Annotated in this window: 15 protein-coding genes; 8 read left to right on the top strand and 7 right to left on the bottom strand. The window is 65.0% G+C overall.

Translation table 11 applies throughout. From position 1 onward, the window contains the following. Window positions 1-333: 333 nt before the first annotated feature. The 3 genes from ACIBG0_RS03925 to ACIBG0_RS03915 all read left to right on the top strand — a co-directional run bounded on the left by ACIBG0_RS03925 (window position 334) and on the right by ACIBG0_RS03915 (window position 4,760). A complete protein-coding gene (locus ACIBG0_RS03925) occupies window positions 334-3,150 on the top strand; it encodes an aconitate hydratase (protein ID WP_397028952.1) in 2,817 nt (938 codons plus the stop codon). Window positions 3,151-3,246: 96 nt separating this feature from the next. Beyond that, the gene (locus ACIBG0_RS03920; protein ID WP_040691943.1) at window positions 3,247-3,813 is read left to right on the top strand and encodes a TetR/AcrR family transcriptional regulator; all 567 of its coding nucleotides are present in this window, start codon (window positions 3,247-3,249) and stop codon (window positions 3,811-3,813) included. A 155-nt stretch (window positions 3,814-3,968) separates the two neighbouring features. Beyond that, entirely contained in the window at window positions 3,969-4,760 is a 792-nt protein-coding gene (locus ACIBG0_RS03915; protein WP_397028950.1) for an SDR family NAD(P)-dependent oxidoreductase, read from the top strand. Window positions 4,761-4,851: 91 nt separating this feature from the next. On the opposite strand, the gene ACIBG0_RS03910 is transcribed toward ACIBG0_RS03915, so the two are convergent. After that, window positions 4,852-5,580 (bottom strand): ABC transporter permease, encoded by a 729-nt coding sequence (locus ACIBG0_RS03910; protein WP_397030188.1) that lies wholly within the window; start codon window positions 5,578-5,580, stop codon window positions 4,852-4,854. Window positions 5,581-5,606: 26 nt separating this feature from the next. Continuing rightward, window positions 5,607-6,884: a glycosyltransferase gene (locus ACIBG0_RS03905; protein WP_397028948.1), complete on the bottom strand. Its 1,278-nt coding sequence runs from the start codon at window positions 6,882-6,884 to the stop codon at window positions 5,607-5,609. A 92-nt stretch (window positions 6,885-6,976) separates the two neighbouring features. On the opposite strand from ACIBG0_RS03905, the gene ACIBG0_RS03900 reads away from it, so the two are divergent. Together ACIBG0_RS03900 and ACIBG0_RS03895 are read left to right on the top strand one after the other, a co-directional pair. Then, on the top strand, window positions 6,977-9,541 hold the full coding sequence (locus ACIBG0_RS03900; protein WP_397028945.1) for a cytochrome P450: 2,565 nt from the start codon (window positions 6,977-6,979) through the stop codon (window positions 9,539-9,541). Between the two features lie 41 nt (window positions 9,542-9,582). After that, the gene (locus ACIBG0_RS03895; protein ID WP_397028943.1) at window positions 9,583-10,401 is read left to right on the top strand and encodes an SDR family oxidoreductase; all 819 of its coding nucleotides are present in this window, start codon (window positions 9,583-9,585) and stop codon (window positions 10,399-10,401) included. A gap of 370 nt (window positions 10,402-10,771) precedes the next feature. Here ACIBG0_RS03895 and ACIBG0_RS03890 read toward each other — a convergent pair whose 3' ends face one another. Together ACIBG0_RS03890 and ACIBG0_RS03885 are read right to left on the bottom strand one after the other, a co-directional pair. Continuing rightward, a complete protein-coding gene (locus ACIBG0_RS03890; protein WP_397028941.1) occupies window positions 10,772-11,563 on the bottom strand; it encodes a hypothetical protein in 792 nt (263 codons plus the stop codon). 50 nt (window positions 11,564-11,613) lie between these two features. Next, window positions 11,614-12,123: a MarR family winged helix-turn-helix transcriptional regulator gene (locus tag ACIBG0_RS03885; RefSeq protein WP_397028939.1), complete on the bottom strand. Its 510-nt coding sequence runs from the start codon at window positions 12,121-12,123 to the stop codon at window positions 11,614-11,616. Window positions 12,124-12,272: 149 nt separating this feature from the next. Here ACIBG0_RS03885 and ACIBG0_RS03880 point away from each other — a divergent pair, with 149 nt between their 5' ends. The 3 genes from ACIBG0_RS03880 (at window position 12,273) to ACIBG0_RS03870 (ending at window position 14,459) form a co-directional block, all read left to right on the top strand. Beyond that, window positions 12,273-12,701, top strand: coding sequence for a cupin domain-containing protein (locus tag ACIBG0_RS03880; RefSeq protein ID WP_397030186.1), 429 nt, complete (start codon window positions 12,273-12,275; stop codon window positions 12,699-12,701). Between the two features lie 324 nt (window positions 12,702-13,025). Further along, window positions 13,026-13,484: a hypothetical protein gene (locus ACIBG0_RS03875; RefSeq protein ID WP_397028937.1), complete on the top strand. Its 459-nt coding sequence runs from the start codon at window positions 13,026-13,028 to the stop codon at window positions 13,482-13,484. A gap of 12 nt (window positions 13,485-13,496) precedes the next feature. Beyond that, window positions 13,497-14,459: a hypothetical protein gene (locus ACIBG0_RS03870; RefSeq protein WP_397028935.1), complete on the top strand. Its 963-nt coding sequence runs from the start codon at window positions 13,497-13,499 to the stop codon at window positions 14,457-14,459. Between the two features lie 65 nt (window positions 14,460-14,524). Here the strand turns inward: ACIBG0_RS03870 and ACIBG0_RS03865 are convergent, their stop codons facing one another. The 3 genes from ACIBG0_RS03865 to ACIBG0_RS03855 all read right to left on the bottom strand — a co-directional run bounded on the left by ACIBG0_RS03865 (window position 14,525) and on the right by ACIBG0_RS03855 (window position 17,784). After that, on the bottom strand, window positions 14,525-14,758 hold the full coding sequence (locus ACIBG0_RS03865; protein WP_040692003.1) for a helix-turn-helix domain-containing protein: 234 nt from the start codon (window positions 14,756-14,758) through the stop codon (window positions 14,525-14,527). Window positions 14,759-14,909: 151 nt separating this feature from the next. Beyond that, complete coding sequence (locus tag ACIBG0_RS03860) at window positions 14,910-16,541, bottom strand: ABC-F family ATP-binding cassette domain-containing protein (protein ID WP_062991893.1); 1,632 nt, start codon at window positions 16,539-16,541, stop codon at window positions 14,910-14,912. 148 nt (window positions 16,542-16,689) lie between these two features. Continuing rightward, entirely contained in the window at window positions 16,690-17,784 is a 1,095-nt protein-coding gene (locus ACIBG0_RS03855) for a phage tail tip lysozyme (RefSeq protein WP_397028932.1), read from the bottom strand. Window positions 17,785-17,794 lie beyond the last annotated feature (10 nt).

The raw sequence follows: 17,794 nt of genomic DNA, 5'->3' as shown, positions 1-17,794 counted from the left end.
TTCCATCCGGTCTGTCGAGCCGCATCGGTACGCGAGGCGACGGGCATCCAACACTGCTGGGAGAACCGGCGCAGGCCCGCCGGTCACTCCGAACAACTCGAAAGCACAGTACGCGACGGAGTGTCGGAGCACCTTCGGGCCGCACCTCCAACGGCACCCGCGCGTTTCACAGGACAAGCGTACTGTTAGGCTCGGAGCCGCGAGGAGCCAGTGTGTTCCAGCGCTGGAATCCTCCGAACACGTAACCGTAGCGACTGCCTGCAGGTCGCTCGAAAAAACCAGCCGCGGGCACAGCCCCGCCCGCGGCCACCCTCACAGACGAGTGGAGCTGACGTGACGACAAGTATCGATACTTTCGGCGCCAAGGGCACCCTCGAGGTCGGAAGCAACTCCTACGAGATCTTCCGTCTCTCGGCCGTGCCCGGCACCGAAAAACTCCCCTACGCACTGAAGGTCCTCGCGGAGAATCTGCTCCGCACCGAGGACGGCACCAACATCACCGCCGATCACATCCGCGCCATCGCGAGCTGGGATCCGTCGGCTCAGCCGAACACCGAGATCCAGTTCACCCCCGCCCGCGTGATCATGCAGGACTTCACCGGCGTGCCCTGCATCGTCGACCTGGCCACCATGCGCGAGGCCGTCGCCACCCTCGGCGGCGACCCGGACAAGGTCAACCCGCTCGCCCCCGCCGAGATGGTCATCGACCACTCCGTCATCATCGACGTATTCGGCCGGGCGGATGCCTTCGAGCGCAACGTCGACATCGAATACCAGCGCAACGGTGAGCGCTACCAGTTCCTGCGTTGGGGCCAAACGGCTTTCGACGATTTCAAGGTCGTCCCGCCGAGCACCGGCATCGTGCACCAGGTCAATATCGAGCACTTGGCGCGCGTCGTCATGGTCCGCAACGGCCAGGCCTACCCGGACACCTGCGTCGGCACCGACTCGCACACCACCATGGTCAACGGCCTGGGCGTATTGGGTTGGGGCGTCGGCGGTATCGAGGCCGAGGCGGCCATGCTGGGCCAGCCGGTCTCCATGCTCATTCCGCGTGTGGTCGGCTTCAAGCTGACCGGTGAGATCAACCCGGGCGTGACCGCCACCGACGTGGTGCTCACCGTCACCGATATGCTGCGCAAGCACGGCGTCGTCGGCAAGTTCGTCGAGTTCTACGGCAAGGGCGTGGCCGAAGTACCGCTGGCCAACCGCGCCACCCTGGGCAATATGAGCCCCGAATTCGGTTCCACCGCAGCCATTTTCCCGATCGATGACGTCACCATCGAGTACCTGAAGCTGACCGGTCGCTCCGATGAGCAGGTCGCGCTGGTCGAGTCCTACGCCAAGGAGCAGGGCCTCTGGCACGACGCCGACAAGGAGCCCGCCTACTCGGAGTACCTGGAGCTGGACCTGAGCACCGTGGTGCCGTCCATCGCGGGTCCGAAGCGTCCACAGGACCGAATCCTGTTGTCGGAGAGCAAGACCGCCTTCCGCAAGGACATCCACAACTACACCAGTGACGCGGAGTCCGGTCCGGCCGCCACTACCCCGCACACCCACCTGGACGAGGCCATCGAGGAGTCCTTCCCGGCCAGCGATCCGGCGGTGCTGTCCTTCGCCGACGACGACGCCGTGCTGCCGTCAGCCGCGAACGGTGCGGTGGGCCGCCCGTCCAAGCCGATCAAGGTCTCCACCGAGGAGTACGGCGACTTCGTGCTCGACCACGGCGCGGTCGTGGTCGCCTCGATCACCTCCTGCACCAACACCTCCAACCCGTCGGTCATGCTCGGCGCGGCCCTGCTGGCCCGCAACGCCGTGGACAAGGGCCTGACCCGCAAGCCGTGGGTGAAGACCTCGATGGCCCCGGGTTCACAGGTCGTCAACGGCTACTACGAGAAGGCCGGTCTGTGGCCGTACCTGGACAAGCTGGGCTTCAACCTGGTCGCGTTCGGCTGTGCCACCTGCATCGGCAACACCGGTCCGCTTCCGGAGGAGATCTCCAAGGCGGTCAACGACAACGATCTGACCGTCACCGCGGTGCTCTCCGGTAACCGCAACTTCGAGGGACGCATCTCCCCCGACGTGAAGATGAACTACCTGGCCTCGCCGCCGCTGGTCATCGCCTACGCGCTCGCGGGCACCATGGACTTCGACTTCGAGAACGACGCGCTCGGCAAGGACACCGAGGGCAACGACGTATTCCTGAAGGACATCTGGCCCTCGCCGCAGGAAATTCAGGACACCATCGACCGGGTCATCTCCCGCGATATGTTCCTCGAGGACTACAAGGACGTCTTCAAGGGTGACGAGCGCTGGCGTTCGCTGCCGACCCCGGAGGGGAAGACCTTCGAGTGGGCCGAGGAGTCGACCTACGTCCGCAAGCCTCCGTACTTCGAGGGCATGCCGCAGACGCCGGAGCCGGTCACCGATATCAAGGGCGCTCGGGTGCTCGCGCTGCTCGGCGATTCGGTCACCACCGACCACATCTCCCCCGCCGGCAACATCAAGCCGGGCACCCCGGCCGCGCAGTACCTGGAGGCCAACGGCGTCGAGCGCAAGGATTACAACTCCTACGGCTCGCGTCGCGGTAACCACGAGGTGATGATCCGCGGCACCTTCGCCAACATCCGGTTGCGCAACCAGCTGCTCGACGATGTCTCGGGCGGCTACACCCGCGACTTCACCCAGGATGGTGGGCCGCAGGCGTTCATCTACGACGCCTCGCAGAACTACCAGGCCGCGGGCGTCCCGCTGGTCGTGCTTGGCGGCAAGGAGTACGGTTCGGGTTCCTCGCGTGACTGGGCCGCCAAAGGCACCTCGCTGCTGGGTGTCAAGGCCGTCATTACCGAGTCCTTCGAGCGCATCCACCGCTCGAACCTCATCGGTATGGGTGTTATCCCGCTGCAGTTCCCGGCCGGTGAGTCGGCCGCGTCGCTGAAGCTGGACGGCACCGAGACCTTCGATATCGAGGGCATCACCAAGCTGAACGAGGGTGTGACTCCGAAGACCCTGAAGGTCACCGCCACCAAGGAGAACGGCGATGTGGTCACCTTCGACGCGGTGGTGCGGATCGACACCCCCGGTGAGGCCGACTACTACCGCAACGGCGGCATCCTGCAGTACGTGCTGCGCAACATGATTCGCGGCTGAACACCTGTGCTGTAGTAGGTCCGCGCACCGCGTCACCCGCGGTGCGCGGACCTCTTCACATTGCATTGCCCGCTTCGCTCGGAGGAGCCCGCCGAAATGCCCAAAGTCAGTGATGATCACCTCGCCGCCCGGCGTAGTCAGATTCTGGACGGGGCGCGGGCCTGTTTCGCCGAATACGGGTACGACGGGGCGACCGTGCGGCGCCTGGAAGAAGCCATCGGCCTGTCGCGCGGCGCGATCTTCCATCACTTCCGGGACAAGGACGCCCTGTTCCTCGCTCTGGCCCAAGAAGATGCCGACCGGATGGCCGATGTCGCGGCCAATCAGGGTCTGGTGCAGGTCATGCGCGATATGCTCGCCCACCCGGAGCAATTCAATTGGCTCGGAACCCGTTTGGAGATCGCGCGCCGACTGCGCACCGATCCGGAATTCCGCGCGAGCTGGACCCAGCGCTCCGCCGAACTCACCGCCGCCACCCTGGCCCGCCTGGAACGCCGCAAGGCAGCAGGCGCTTTGCGCGACGACGTCCCGACCGACGTCCTCCTCGGCTACCTGGATCTGGTACTGGACGGGCTCATCGCCCGCATAGCCTCCGGCCACACCAACGAAAACCTGTCCGCGGTCCTGGATCTCGTTGAAGCCTCGGTCCGCCGGAAGGAGTGAGTCGGCCGCTGCATCCCGCGGGCGGATCGTCCGGCAGCGGCGCGAAATCCATCGTGCGCGACAGGGTCCAGGACTGACGGCAGCCGCCGGTCGCGGCGACACCGTGCGACCGCGGATACGTCACGGAATGCGGAATCTCGCCCATAATCCTCGACATGGAACTGAACGGAGCGCGCGTCCTGATCACTGGCGCGACGGGTGGGATCGGAGTCGCGATCGCCGCCGCGGTCACCGCACGGGGCGCGAACGTAGTGCTGTCCGGACGGCGAGCCGAAGCACTCGACCAGGTCGCGACCCGGTTCGGCGCGCGGGCGGTGGTCGCGGATCTCGCCGTGCCGGGTGACGCCGCGAAGCTGCTCGAGGAGGCCGGTGAGCTCGATGTCGTCATCGCCAATGCCGCACTGCCCGGTTCGGGCGACCTACTCGACTATTCGGTGACCGAGATCAATCGGGCGCTGGAGGTCAATCTGCGCGCCCCGATCTTGCTTGCCCGCCTTGCCGGTGCGCAGATGGCCGAACGCGGCAAGGGACACCTGGTCTTCATCAATTCCCTGTCCGGCAAGGCTGCATCCGGTAAGGCGGCGATGTACAACGCGACCAAATTCGGACTGCGCGGCTTCGCCTTGGCCCTGCGCGCCGACCTGCAAAGCCGTGGCATCGGTGTCTCCTCGATCTACCCGGGATTCGTCAGGGACGCGGGCATGTTCGTCAAATCCGGCGCGGCCGTACCACCAGGCGTCGGCACCCGAAGCCCGGAAGACGTCGCGAACGCCGTCGTCCGAGCGATCGAACGGAACATCGCCGAAACCGACGTAGCCCCCCTCCCGGTCCGCCTCGGCGCGACATTGGCCCTGATCGCCCCCCATCTCTCGACCCGCGTTCAGCGGCTCTTCGGAGCCGACAAGGTAATGGCCGAACTAGCCGCTGGTCATCGCGACATGCGTTGAGCCCGACGAGGGATGTGAGGCATTCCCGCGATACAGCGTCGCTCAGCTTCGTCGGCGGCACAAAAGCCGATCGTCGGCTCATATGGGCCGGTCAGTGGTGGGACAGGCGACTGAATACGATGCTGGCGCTGGTGAATCCCAGGGCGCCGAGGAGGACGCACCAGAGGAGGGCGAGCGGGGCGTGGTGGGCGGTGTCGATGGCGTTCAGGAGTCCGCGCACGGTTTCGATGATGGGGGTGGCGGGTTGGTAGTCGGCGAAGCCGCGAAGCCAGTGCGGCATGGTGGTGGTTTGGACGAAGGCGCTGCTGATGTAGGGGATGAACATGATGGCGTAGGTGAGGCCGCCCGCGGCTTCCGGGTTCTTGGCGACCAGTCCGAGGGCGACGGCGATCCAGGAGATAGCCGTGACGAACAGGGTGATGACCGCCAGGGCCGCGAGCCAGCCGAGCGGACCGGCCTGGGGCCGGTAGCCGAGTGTGAGCGCCACCATGACCGCGATCGCGATGGCCGCGAGATTACGGACAACGCCCTCGGCGACGTGGCCGGCGAGTACGGCCTGACGGAACATCGGCAGGGTGCGGAAGCGGTCGATGCTGCCCCTTGTCATATCGGTGGATACGGCGGTTGCGGTGATCGATGAGCCGAAACCCGTGCACAGCAACATGATTCCGGGCACTACATAGTCCAGATAGGGTCCACCGACATCGATGGCACCACCGAAAACGTAGGTGAAAAGCAGCATCACCAGAATCGGCATGAGCAGCGAAATGATCAGGGTGTCGCGGCTGCGCAGGGTGTGCCGGAGACAGCGGCGGAACATGACGAGGGTGTCGGCGAAGACGTCGGTCACCGGGCGGCGGCTTCGATGATATCGGCGGTGCGGGCGGCGGCGTTCTCGGTGCTCAGTGTCTTCGCGAATTCCACTGCGCGAGAGCGACTTTCGGATGTCAGCAGCGCCGCGACGCCTTGTTCCAGCCGCGCCTGTGTCAGTCGTGTGAACGGCAGATGCGCTCCCACACCGAGCCGTTCGACCTGCCCGCCCCACATCGGCTGCTCGAACGACACCGAGCACACCAAGGTCGGCAGTCCGGCGCGCAGGCTTTCGAACAGCGTCCCGATACCGCCATGATGCACCGCCGCGGCGCAATACGGAAAAACCAGGTCGTGCGCGAACGGACCCACAACCTTCACATCAGGTCCCGCCTGTGCATCGGCGATATCCAGATCACTCCATCCAGCGCTGACCAACGCACGCACACCCGAACGAGCGGACACTTCGGTAACCATCGCCAGCACCGCGGCCGTATCCCGAATTGGCATACTGCCGAATCCGAAGAACACCGGCGGTTCCCCCGCCTCGATCCACGACAGAATTCCCGCATGGTCGCCCGCCAAATCCCCAACGGCCTGTCGAGCAGCGTGATCGAGCGTCAGAAATCCGGTGAACGGCCTGCGCTCATCCCATTCTTCCGGCAGTCCCGGAACCAGCGCCGGATCGTAGATCTGCACTTCGGGAACATGCGCACGCGCCAATACCGCGGCGGTACTCGCCCGCGATTTCGGCAGTCCGAGTGTCGCGCGTAGATCGTTGAGATAGCGCATGAACACCACGCGGCGCAGATTTTCCGCGAACATCCAGGTCGCCTTATTGACGGCCGCGGGCGGATTCCACCGCGGCGGCAGCACACCAGGAAACGGATAGGCGCTATTACTCCGGCACGGGAAATAATGGAGGCTGACCAGCGGAACCCCCATAGCCTCGGCAACCGAACTGGCCCGATCCTCGGTGACAGTACTCGCCACGATCAGATCCGCGCCCGTGCAAACGTCGATGACTTCCCGATTCATCTGCTGGGCGTAATCGGCCATTTGCCGGGCGACCAATTGCATGAGCCGCAGGGTGTTGCCCGCCGCCAACGCCCGCTGTCCCGCGTCGGAACTGTAGAGCCGCTGCACATCCGGTCCGCAGGCGACGGCGGCAAGTCCGGTGGCGGTAGCGAATTCGACCAGATTCGGCGGCGCACCGAGCAGCACATCATGCCCGCGGCGGCGCAGTTCGAGTCCCAAGGCCACGACGGGCTGGACATCACCGCGGGTTCCAGTGAGCGGAATCGCTATTTTCACGGCACTCTTTCGTATCGGGGCCCTGACGCCGACCGGATAGTCCACAGAATTAAGGGCTCCGTACGGCGGCGATGTGTCAGTACAGTGCCATTGTGCACATAGCGATGTTCATGGACTACCACCCGGCCACTCTCGGTGGAGTCCAGACCGCGGTCGCTTCGCTGTGCCGTGGGCTCGAACGCGCAGGTCACCGCGTCACGCTATTCGTCGGACCGCAGCCGGGCGCCGACGAGCTCCCGAATGTGGTGCCGCTGCGCGCCGCAGGTGGCCTCGCGGTGAACGGATTCCCGGTCGTGCTGCCGACCAAGCGCAACGCCCAACTCATCGACGCCGCCTTCGCCGCACGTGGCCCGATCGACCTCGTGCACACCCACACCACCTACGGCGTAGCCATCGCTGGCATGAAAGCCGCACGCCGACACCGTATTCCACTCATCCATACCGCCCAGAGCCGCGATGACGCGTTCATCGAGAACACCTCGCCCGCACCGTATCCGGCGGCGCTGGCCCTGCGTGCACTGCACGGCCGGTTCGTACCGCACGATCAGCAGATGCCGCACCGCGCCGAAAGTCGTGCGGCACGCCATGCCTGGTGGACGATCGTCGGTCAGGCCCAAGCCGCGGATCGGGTCATCGCGCCGACCCAGCACTTCGCTGACCAACTGCTCGCGCACGGGCTGACCCGGCCGCTTCGGGTGGTATCAAATGGTGTCGATGACGATCTCATCGAGAACAGCGGCGGCACACCGGCTGTCGAGCGCGCCGCCGACGCACCACTGCGGCTGATCTGGTGCGGGCGGCTATCGGCCGAGAAGCGGCTGCTCACCGCCATCGAGGCCATGCGGTATCTCGACGACTGCACTCTCGATATCTACGGTGACGGCGACCAGCGAGCCGAGGCGGCCGCCGCCATCGCCGAGTATCGACTCGTGGACCGAATCCGTCTGCACGGCAGGGCCACTCGAGCCGAATGCCTGGCCGCCATGTCCGAAGGCGACGCACTGCTGTTCCCCTCCCATGGTTTCGACACGCAGGGCATGGTCCTGCTGGAGGCGGTCGCGGTCGGCCTGCCCATCATCTACTGCGATCCCGATCTCGATGAATCGGTTCCACCCAGGGGCGGCATTCGCACCGCCGATCCATCGCCCGTCGCGATCGCCGCCAGCATCGCCGAGCTCAACGCCGATCGCTGGGCGCTCGCGGAAATGCGTCAGATCCTCGGCAAATACGGCGACTCGGTGCGTCAGTCCCAGCACATCGGGGCGGTGCTCGAAATCTATCGACAAGCCCGGGCCGACTCCGCACGGAGCCCAGAACTGGTCATGCCACAATCGCTTTCGGAGGTTCCTACCGCACCCGGTCAGCTGCCACTGGTCGGCCACAGCCTGCGGGCCCTGCGTGGCGCTCCGGGCTTCGTCACTTCGCTGGCCGATCTCGGCCCGATCGTGCGCCTGAAGTTCGGCCAGAAGACCGGATATCTGCTCACCACACCGGATCTCGTCCGCGAAGTCGGGCTCGGTGATGCCGAACTCAATCGGGATGATCTGCGCGAGGCCATCGAGGATGTCGCGGGCGGATCGGTCAATGTCTTGCGCGGTGATGAGCACAAGCTGCGGCGGCGCATGATCTCACCAGCGCTGCGACAGAGCCGCCTTGCCGAGTACACGCGGGCGGCGGCCGATATCGCCGAAACCTGGTCGGCTAGTCTGCCTTCGGGCGGTCAGGTGAATCTGATGGATGAGGCACACGGCCTGATCCTCGACACGGTTTCCTCGACGCTGTTCACCGCCGATTTCAGCGATGACGCACGACGTGAGATCCGCGACAGTGTGCCGTGGCTGCTCAGTCAGGTTATTCTGCGCACGGCGCTCCCTCCGCAGGTGCGCCGACTGCGGCTCATTTCGAACTGGCGCTGGCGCACAAAGGCCCGACACCTGCGCACCGCCATCGGTGCGGTCATCGTCGAATACCGCCGCCGCGATGAGGATTTCAACGATGTCGTGTCGGCGCTGATCCGGCACACCGACAGCGAGACCGGTGCGACTCTGTCCGATGAGCACATTATCGATGAGGCGATTCTCATGCTGGCCGGTGGCGTCGGCTCGATGGCATCACTGACCGGCTGGCTCTGGCACGAGGTCATGCGCCGCCCACAGATCGCCGAGCGCTTGTACGCCGAACTCGATTCCGTCGTCGGAGCGGGCCGGGTGCGCGCCGACCATCTCGGCGCACTTCCGTACCTGAAACAAGTTGTGGCGGAAACACTTCGCTTCTGGGGCCCATGGATCAGCGCGGGCACCGCCGACGGCGATGTCACCATCGGCGGACTGACTGTTCCCGACGGCACGGCAATCATGTTCTCCCCCTATCTGGTTCAGCACAATAAGCGCTATTACGCCGATCCGGAATCCTTCGACCCGGACCGCTGGTCGCCCGAACGCGCCGCCGATATCGATAAGAAGGCCAACCTCTCGTTCGGCGTCGGCCGTCGCCGCTGCCTCGGCGACCATTTCGCCATGATCGAAATCGGCCTCGCCGCCGCGGCGCTGCTGGCCCGCTGGCGGCCGACACCCGACCCGAACTACACGGTACGTGCCTCCAATCGAGACTTCGTCCTGTCGCCGTCGGCGCTGCCCGTTACGCTGCATCCACGGTGAACACTTGCTTGGAGTGCACTCCAGGTCGCTAGCGTGGGTCCATGAGCAAAGTTTGGTTCATCACCGGAGTGTCACGAGGATTCGGCCGTGAATGGGCACTCGCCGCGCTGGAACGCGGGGATCAGGTGGCCGGTACGGCGCGCGATACCAGCACACTCGACGATCTCGTCGCGAAATATCCGGACAGCTTCCTTCCGCTGCGTTTGGACGTCACCGACCGGGACGGCGATTTCACCGCGGTGCAGCAGGCCGCCGAGCGCTTCGGGCGGCTCGATATCGTGATCAACAATGCCGGCTACGGCCAGTTCGGCATGATCGAGGAGCTCAGTGAGGACGAGTTCCGCGCGCAGTTGGAAACCAATGTCTTCGGCGCACTGTGGGTCACCCAGGCGGCACTGCCGATCCTGCGAGCCCAGGGCAGCGGCCACATCGTCCAGGTGTCGAGCATCGGTGGCATCTCCGCCTTCCAGAACCTCGGCGCGTACCACGCGTCGAAGTGGGCGCTGGAGGGTTTCTCCCAGGCGCTCGCGCAGGAGGTCGCGCCCTTCGGCATCCACGTCACCCTGATCGAACCGGGTGGATTCGGCACCGACTGGGCGGGCCCCTCGTCGCGGCATGCCAGCCCGCTTCCCGCCTACGATGCGGCCAGGGCCGCCCGAGCCGCCCAGCGTTCGGCGGTGCGCCAGGGTGATCCGGCCGCGACTCGCGCCGCCATCCTCGCGGTCGTCGACGCGCCCGAGCCGCCGCTGCGCATTTTCCTCGGCGAGGTGCCATTGACCATCGCTACCGCGGACTACGAATCCCGCTTGGCGCTGTGGCGCGAATGGCAGCCCATTTCCGCTGCGGCACAAGGTGATTGAGGCAGATAGTTCGAGCACGACGCCGCCGGGGAAGTGGGGATGATGGTGGACCCGTCCCCGGCGGCGCCGACTATCCGAGACCGCGCCCTCGCTGGCCGACGGCGCGGGTACAGGTCGACAAAGGGAACGACCTGTCGCCTCCCCGCCGTCGGAGGAAGTCACGGACGCCTCCATGACCCCTCGATCGAAACCCGATGACGCATCAGCGAATTCAGACTGTACGACGCGACCACCCCAATACACCGCATTTTTCGAACGAATTAGGGACTGTGACGCACGCTACTCCGCACAATGACGCAGGTAGTCACCGAAATACGCGTACCCGTCCGGCATTCTCGGACTCCAGGTACGAAATCACCCCGGGAGCGGATCAGTAGTTGGCGTTCAGATAGTTGGCGGCATGGGTCGTCCACAGGACATCCGTGCCGGGCATAGTGTGTCCGGAGTACAGAACGTGCTGGCCATCCGGCCATGGCGTCAGATAGCCGATGACACCGTTGACCGCGGCCGCATAGCGATCGAGATTGCCGATCGGATCGTTCATCAGGAAGCGCAGCAACTCGGCGAAGATCAGCGGGCCGACATTGCCGATGCGGGCACCCTCGACGAACGAGAACGGCGAAATTCCGATATCGATGATCCGCAGCGGCGAGTCACCCGGTGACGCGGTGATGATATCGCCCGGATTCGCGTACTCCTTGACATCTAGTGCGGGCCAAGCGCCGTGTTCGCCGTGCAAGCCGTAAGTCGTTGCCGGACAGAGATTGCCGACCGACTGGCCGCGTTTGCGCAGCGGGTTGGCGATATTGACGGCAAAGGCGATTTCCAGGGGCGAGCCGTCGGTGTTCTTGTACTGACCCGACCGCACCCCCTCCAGGATCTTGCTCGCGCAGATACTTCCGAGCGAATAACTCAAAAGTCCGCAGACGTTCGGCGAGTCCTGAATCGCTTTGACCCCCGCCGCGACACCGAGCCGGATCGAGGTGTCCAGCGAAGGGCCCCACAGTTCCGGGCTCGGCCCCACCGAGGCGGGCCAATCCGGCTCGAAGGCGGTGAAACGGTCGGGATCGAGCAGTTTCGTGACATCGCGCAGCATCCCGGCGGGCGTCCCATTGGTATTCCGCGGTTCACCCGTGCCGCGGAGGGTGATGATATCGATCATCACCCTATGGTGAACCGATGACCGTCGCACCACCCGAGTAGCGAACTACCTCATTTCGCGCCGCCCTCGAGGCTGCCGAGCAGTACCCGAGCGATCCGATCCAGGTCGCGACGATCCTTCGCCGAGAGCACCGACAACATCCTGGTTTCGTTCTCGGTATGCGCGGTGACGACTTTGTCGATCAGCGTGCGGCCCGCGCCGGTGAGCGCGACCCGGATGGCGCGGCGATCCTGGGCATCCGCGATGCGCCGGACCAGCCCGGCCGACTCCAAGCGGTCGAGCCGTCCGGTCATTCCGGCGCGCGACATCATCAGCGTGTCAGCGAGCACCGACGGGTTCAATTCGAACGGCTCGCCCGAACGACGCAGTGCGGCAAGTACATCGAACTCCCCGCGCTGCAGGTCGTGCGCGATGAACACCGCCTCGATATCCCGCTGCGCGACCACAAGCAGTCGACCCAGGCGTCCGATCACGCCCATCGCCTCCAACTCGAGGTCCGGCCGCTCCCGGCGCCACTGCTCGACGATCGCATCCACCGGATCCCGTTCGATCTCACCCATAGACAAGATTCTATTCGCCGTAATATAGTTCGGTAGCGAATTATCAAGCAGCGAACCGTTGGGAGTACATCGTGAACGCCACCACCGACCGCACCTTCGCCATCCGCCAGCCGCAGGATGCCGAAACCCTCATCACCCCGTCGGTCACCATGCGCCTGCTCATCGACTCGAACGAGGCTGGCGGCGCGGTCAGCCACCTGGAGGTCACCATGGATAAGGGCGCCGACGGTGCGGCGCCGCACTACCACACCAAGTCGGACGAGCTGTTCTACGTCGCGGACGGCGAACTGCAGGTACTGGCCGGAGATAAGATCGTCACCGTGGGCGCGGGCGGGTCGATTGTGGTACCCAAGCTCATGCCGCACGCCTTCGGCGCCGCCCCCGACAGCCCCGCGCGAATCCTGATCGCACTCATGCCCGCGGTGGAACGCTTCGGCTACTTCCGTCTGCTCGACCGGCTGGTCAAGGGCGAGGCCAGCTTCGAAGATCTGGCGGCATCGCAGGAGGAATTCGACAACTGGTTCGTCGAATCCCCCGAATGGTGGGCCGAGCGCAACGCCAACCGGCACGAGTGGTGAAGCGACGCAGATCTTTCGAATCCGCGAGGAGGTCGACACGTTCGACGGTACTGTCGCAGCGCAGGGGCATACGCACCGAATGCACGGCCGCCAATCCCGGGCAATATCCACCGCGCAGCACCACTCGAAAGTAGCTCAATGGTTGCCGATGCCCATTCGGGCCTGCGCCGAAAATCTTTCGGCGCAAGCGCATCCCGAGCCTGTATTCGGTTTGCCAGCGGCGGTCAAATCTCGCGATCCGAACCGTGCGAGACCCCTTGCGCGATATGATCCAGTTCCCGCTCGGGGGTCCTGGCAAATCGCGAGCAGATCGGAGAGCTCACTATGACCGACGCAATCCACCTCCCCGGTACCGGGCCGGCGGGTGACCGCGTCCCCGCGTTGCAGGGACTGCTGGTGGCCGAGTCGGAACGAGATTTCACGGTCAAAGTGACCGAAGGAACCTGGACCTTCCGTCGCGACGATGTGCTGCGGGTCCTCGACTGGACCGAAGGCGCGACCGCCGAACGCGACGGCCGCCCCGTGCTGATGGATATCCGCCCCGGCGCCACCGCCGACTTCACCCGCCGCCTGCGAATCGACCTCGTCGACCGTCCGATGACGCTGGCCGAGGAACCCTCCGCGGCGCTGGGAGATGAAGCGCTGCAACAACTCACCGCATCTTGGGCCGACAGCCTGCAACTCGCGGAGTGCTCGGGCGCCAGCGGAGCGACCTTCACCTACTGCCAAACCAAATCGCTCGCGACAAGCGACGACGGCATAAACTGCGACAGTCTCGACTGAACAGGACTGCGCATGGCGGCGCGCCGGACAGGTTCGGTCCTCATCGTCTCCGAATCCGATGATCTGCACGGCACCGCGATGGCGGCGACGTTGCGAGAACACCACGGGCTCAGCCCGATTCAGCTCGACCTGCGCGACTTTCCGCGCGAATCCGGAAGTTTCCGGCTCGATCGGCACGGCACCGGGCGATCGCTGTCGCATGTGATCGGGCTCGACGACGTCCGCTCGGTCTGGTGGCGCAGACCACATCCCGCGCAGGTTCCGGCCGGTGTGCGCGCCTCGGACGACGCCTACCGCCAAGCCGAATGCGATGGCTTCATCCAGGGCCTGCTGTGGTCGATTCCCGCGTATTGGGTCAACGATCCCGGCGCCGACCGCACCGCGAGCCGCAAAATCGTGCAGTTGGAGACCGCGCGGCGAGCCGGTTTCGTGATACCGGAAACGCTCATCACCAACGATCCGGACGAGGCGCGCAGTTTCATCGAATCACGTACGGGCTCGGTGGTTTACAAGAGAACCGGCACCGGACGCGCCGAATTCGCCGAGACCCGAATCATCACCAAGGCCGACTTCGGGCGCCTCGCGGGCATCCGCTCCGCGCCGACCACCTTCCAGGACTACGTCGAGGCGCGGTGCGATCTGCGGGTGGTGTGGATGGACGGCGTCGAATGGGCGGTGCGCATCGACTCGCAGTCGGGGGTCGGGCGGGTCGATTCCCGGCTCGATACCACCGTCGACTTCGCACCGGAGCATCTGCCGGCCTCGGTCAGCAAGTCGCTGGCCACGCTCATGGGCGCACTCGGCCTGAGCTTCGGCGTGCTGGATCTACGGCTTGGCCTCGACGGCGAGTACTACTTCCTCGAGGTCAACCCCCAGGGCCAGTTCGCGTATCTGGAGATCAAGACGGGCCTGCCGATGTTCCGCAGCCTCGCCAACCTGCTGGTCAACGGCGACGCTGCGGTGCCGGGCTATTAGCGCGCTCGATCCCCCCGGGTGTCGGCGAAACCGATTCGCCGACACCGGGATTCAGATCCAGAACGCTACTGGCTCTTGCGGCGGTTCGCACCGCCGCGACTGCGGAGTTGCACGTGTGACTCCACCAGCACGTTATGGACGAAACCGTAGGAGCGGCCGGTCGACCGGGCCAGCGATCGGATGCTGGCTCCCGCCTCGTACTGCTTCTTCAGCTGGGTTTGCAAACGGTCGCGTGATTTCCCCGTGACGCGTGTGCCCTTACCCAGTGTGGCCTTGACTTGTGTGGGCCTGTCGCTCATGGCTTCCTCCGAGTCGCCGAGCCGCGTCATTCCAGGCTAGACACTCGGGAAGCTGTGATCAACGGGTCTTTGTGATGAATATCACCGACGACGCGATCCAAGGCAGTGAAAACCCACCCCCCGCAATGAAACTCCGACCGGACGGTCCGGATCAGGCCAGCTGAATCAGCTCCAAATACTCCGCCGACCAGTGGTCTTCCTGGCCGTCCGGCAGCAAGATCACCCGTTCCGGGGACAGCGCTTCGGCCGCACCCGGGTCGTGGGTGACCAGGACAACCGCGCCCGCATAGGTACGCAGCGCATCGAGGACCTGCTCACGCGAGATCGGGTCCAAGTTGTTGGTCGGCTCGTCGAGCAACAGCACATTCGCCGCCGAGGACACCAGCCCGGCCAGCGCCAGACGGGTCTTCTCACCGCCGGAGAGGGTGCCTGCGGGCTGTTCCAGCTGCGGTCCGGAGAACATGAACGCACCGAGCAGGCCACGCAGCTCCTGCTCCCCCGCGTCCGGTGCGGCGTGGCGGATGTTCTCCCACACCGTGGCCTGATCGTCGAGGGTGTCGTGTTCCTGGGCGAAGTAGCCGATCTTGAGGCCGTGACCGGGCACGAGACCGCCCGCCGTCGGCGTCTCCACCCCGGCGAGCAAGCGCAGCAGGGTGGTCTTACCCGCGCCGTTGAGGCCGAGTACGACGACGCGGCTGCCCCGGTCGATGGCCAGGTCGACGCCGGTGAAGATCTCCAGCGAGCCGTAGACCTTGGTCAGGTTCTCGGCCATCAGCGGCGTCTTACCGCAGGCCGCGGGCTCGGGGAATTTGATCCGCGCGACCTTGTCGGCCACCCGAACCTCGTCGAGTTCGGCCATCAAGCGATCCGCGCGCTTGGCCATGTTCTGTGCCGCAGTGGCTTTCGTGGCCTTGGCACCGAGTTTTGCGGCCTGGGCGCGCAGAGCGCTGGCCTTCTTCTCGGCATTGGCGCGTTCGCGACGACGACGCTGTTCATCGGTGGCACGCGCGTCCAGGTATTTCTGCCAGCCCATGTTGTAGACGTCGGCTTCCCCGCGCACTGCGTCCAGGAACCAGACCTTGTTCACCACATCGCCGAGTAGTTCGACATCGTGGCTGATCACGATCAGGCCACCGTCGTGGTTCTGCAGGAAGCCGCGCAACCAGGTGATGGAGTCGGCGTCGAGGTGGTTGGTCGGCTCGTCGAGCAGCAGGATGGTGTCCGAGCGTCCGCCGCTGCCATCGGAGGCGGCGAACAGGATGCGCGCCAACTCGATTCGGCGGCGCTGACCGCCGGAGAGCGTGCGCAGCGCTTGGCCGAGCACACGATCGGGCAGGCCGAGGCTATTGCAGATGCGCGCCGCTTCGCTCTCGGCCACATAGCCGCCGAGCGCCGAGAAGCGCTCCTCCAGCCGACCGTATTTGCGCACCGCCTTCTCGCGTTCGGCATCATCGACCACCTCGGCCATCAGCGCCTGCTGCTTTTCCATATCGCGCAGCAGGGTGTCCAGGCCGCGAGCGGAGAGCACCCGATCGCGCGCCAGCACATCCAGATTGCCCTCCCGCGGATCCTGCGGGAGATAACCGATATCACTGGAGCGCAAAATCTTTCCGGCGTAGGGCTCGCCCTCGCCCGCCAGGATGCGCAGCGTTGTGGTCTTGCCCGCGCCATTGCGTCCGACCAGTCCGATCCGGTCGCCGGCCTGCACCCGCAGCGCAGGCCCGGGGGCCGACAGCAGGGTGCGGACTCCGGCCCGGACCTCCAGGTCCGTCGCGGTGATCACAGGCTTCTCCTACGGGTATGTGGTGCTGGTCGGTTGCTGCTCGATTGTGCGACGCGGAGGCGCACAAGAACCACCGATTTTACCCGGCTCAGGAGGTGCTCCTTACACCCGCGAGCCAGGTGTGACCGCACTAACTCTCCGATCGGCGCTAGACCGACACCCCGGCCAGGCTCGACGCGATGCTGTTGGCATTCGCGACGCGCTGACCACGGGCCTCACCGGAGCTGCGTTCGTAGTACTGATCGAACGCTGCCGCCGCCGCACCTGGCGAGGTCGCCGATGTGAGATGACTGTACGCACCCGACTCACTGCCCTTCAGCTCGTGAATCATGAAATCGACTTGGAGACTCCAGTCGGTGACGGGCCGGTGCTGGGGGTCGCTCGCGGCGAAAGCCTCGAGATTCGCCCGTCGACCACCTTCCCACTGGCAGAGGCCGATGGCTCCTTCGCCTGGGTTGTAGGCACCGGTATCGAAACCGGATTCGACTTGCATGTTGCCCAAAATGCCCGCTGCTTGCGCCGGTGTGAAGCCCTTCTTCAGGAGGTACTGGTAGATTTCGCTGGCCGTCGCTTTCTTACCGCCACTGATCGGTTGAGCACTCGCGCGGTTGCCGAGACCTGCGGGTCCGCTGCTGTTGCGACTGTTTCCACCGCTACCGGTATAGGTGGGGAACTGGTTGCCGCTACCGATCGAATTCGGGGCGCTTCCGCTGTCGGTCGACTCCGGGTCGGTGATCTTTCCAGCGTGTTCGTCCAATGCGTTGTACGCATCCTTGACAGTCTTCGCCGTTTGGTCGACCTCTTTATCGATCTTGTCGATGGTGTTCATCTGCAACTCGATGCTGCGCGGCAATGGCACATCGGTCAGATTCGGCAGATTGTCGTAACTCAGCTCCTGCTTGACAGTGGCCACCAGGCTTTTTACTTCTTTGTTCACGGTGTTGGCTACGTCGGCCGATTCCGAGGCGATCTGGGCGATATTGCTGTCCAGCGAGTTCAGATCGTCTCGATATTTTGCGTCGTCGCTTTGTTTGGCATGGTATTTCGTGACGAGCTCGCCGGACTTCAGCTGCGACTCCCCTAGGCCCTTCAAATCCTCGACGGTAATCGACTTCGCCGAGCCGTCGCCCATCGCCTTCACCAACTTCGCCAGCGTCGTCTCTATGCGGCTGATGTAGGCGTTGACGATAGGCGCATCCGGGCGCGATGGCAGCGATGTATCGATAGATGTATCGCCAGCCATTGCTCCACAC

The sequence above is a fragment of the Nocardia sp. NPDC050630 genome, from assembly GCF_044457245.1.
GTDB lineage: Bacteria > Actinomycetota > Actinomycetes > Mycobacteriales > Mycobacteriaceae > Nocardia.
This window is presented reverse-complemented; position numbering and strand designations above follow the sequence as displayed.

Excerpts from the sequence above, each read along its gene's own strand:
- ACIBG0_RS03880 (WP_397030186.1), top strand. The coding sequence starts at position 12,273 with ATGCGCCTGCTCATCGACTCGAACGAGGCTGGCGGCGCGGTCAGCCAC.
- ACIBG0_RS03895 (WP_397028943.1), top strand. The coding sequence starts at position 9,583 with ATGAGCAAAGTTTGGTTCATCACCGGAGTGTCACGAGGATTCGGCCGT.
- ACIBG0_RS03855 (WP_397028932.1), bottom strand. The coding sequence starts at position 17,784 with ATGGCTGGCGATACATCTATCGATACATCGCTGCCATCGCGCCCGGAT.
- ACIBG0_RS03890 (WP_397028941.1), bottom strand. The coding sequence starts at position 11,563 with ATGATCGATATCATCACCCTCCGCGGCACGGGTGAACCGCGGAATACC.
- ACIBG0_RS03910 (WP_397030188.1), bottom strand. The coding sequence starts at position 5,580 with ATGTTCCGCCGCTGTCTCCGGCACACCCTGCGCAGCCGCGACACCCTG.
- ACIBG0_RS03865 (WP_040692003.1), bottom strand. The coding sequence starts at position 14,758 with ATGAGCGACAGGCCCACACAAGTCAAGGCCACACTGGGTAAGGGCACA.
- ACIBG0_RS03915 (WP_397028950.1), top strand. The coding sequence starts at position 3,969 with ATGGAACTGAACGGAGCGCGCGTCCTGATCACTGGCGCGACGGGTGGG.
- ACIBG0_RS03920 (WP_040691943.1), top strand. The coding sequence starts at position 3,247 with ATGCCCAAAGTCAGTGATGATCACCTCGCCGCCCGGCGTAGTCAGATT.
- ACIBG0_RS03870 (WP_397028935.1), top strand. The coding sequence starts at position 13,497 with ATGGCGGCGCGCCGGACAGGTTCGGTCCTCATCGTCTCCGAATCCGAT.
- ACIBG0_RS03875 (WP_397028937.1), top strand. The coding sequence starts at position 13,026 with ATGACCGACGCAATCCACCTCCCCGGTACCGGGCCGGCGGGTGACCGC.
- ACIBG0_RS03885 (WP_397028939.1), bottom strand. The coding sequence starts at position 12,123 with ATGGGTGAGATCGAACGGGATCCGGTGGATGCGATCGTCGAGCAGTGG.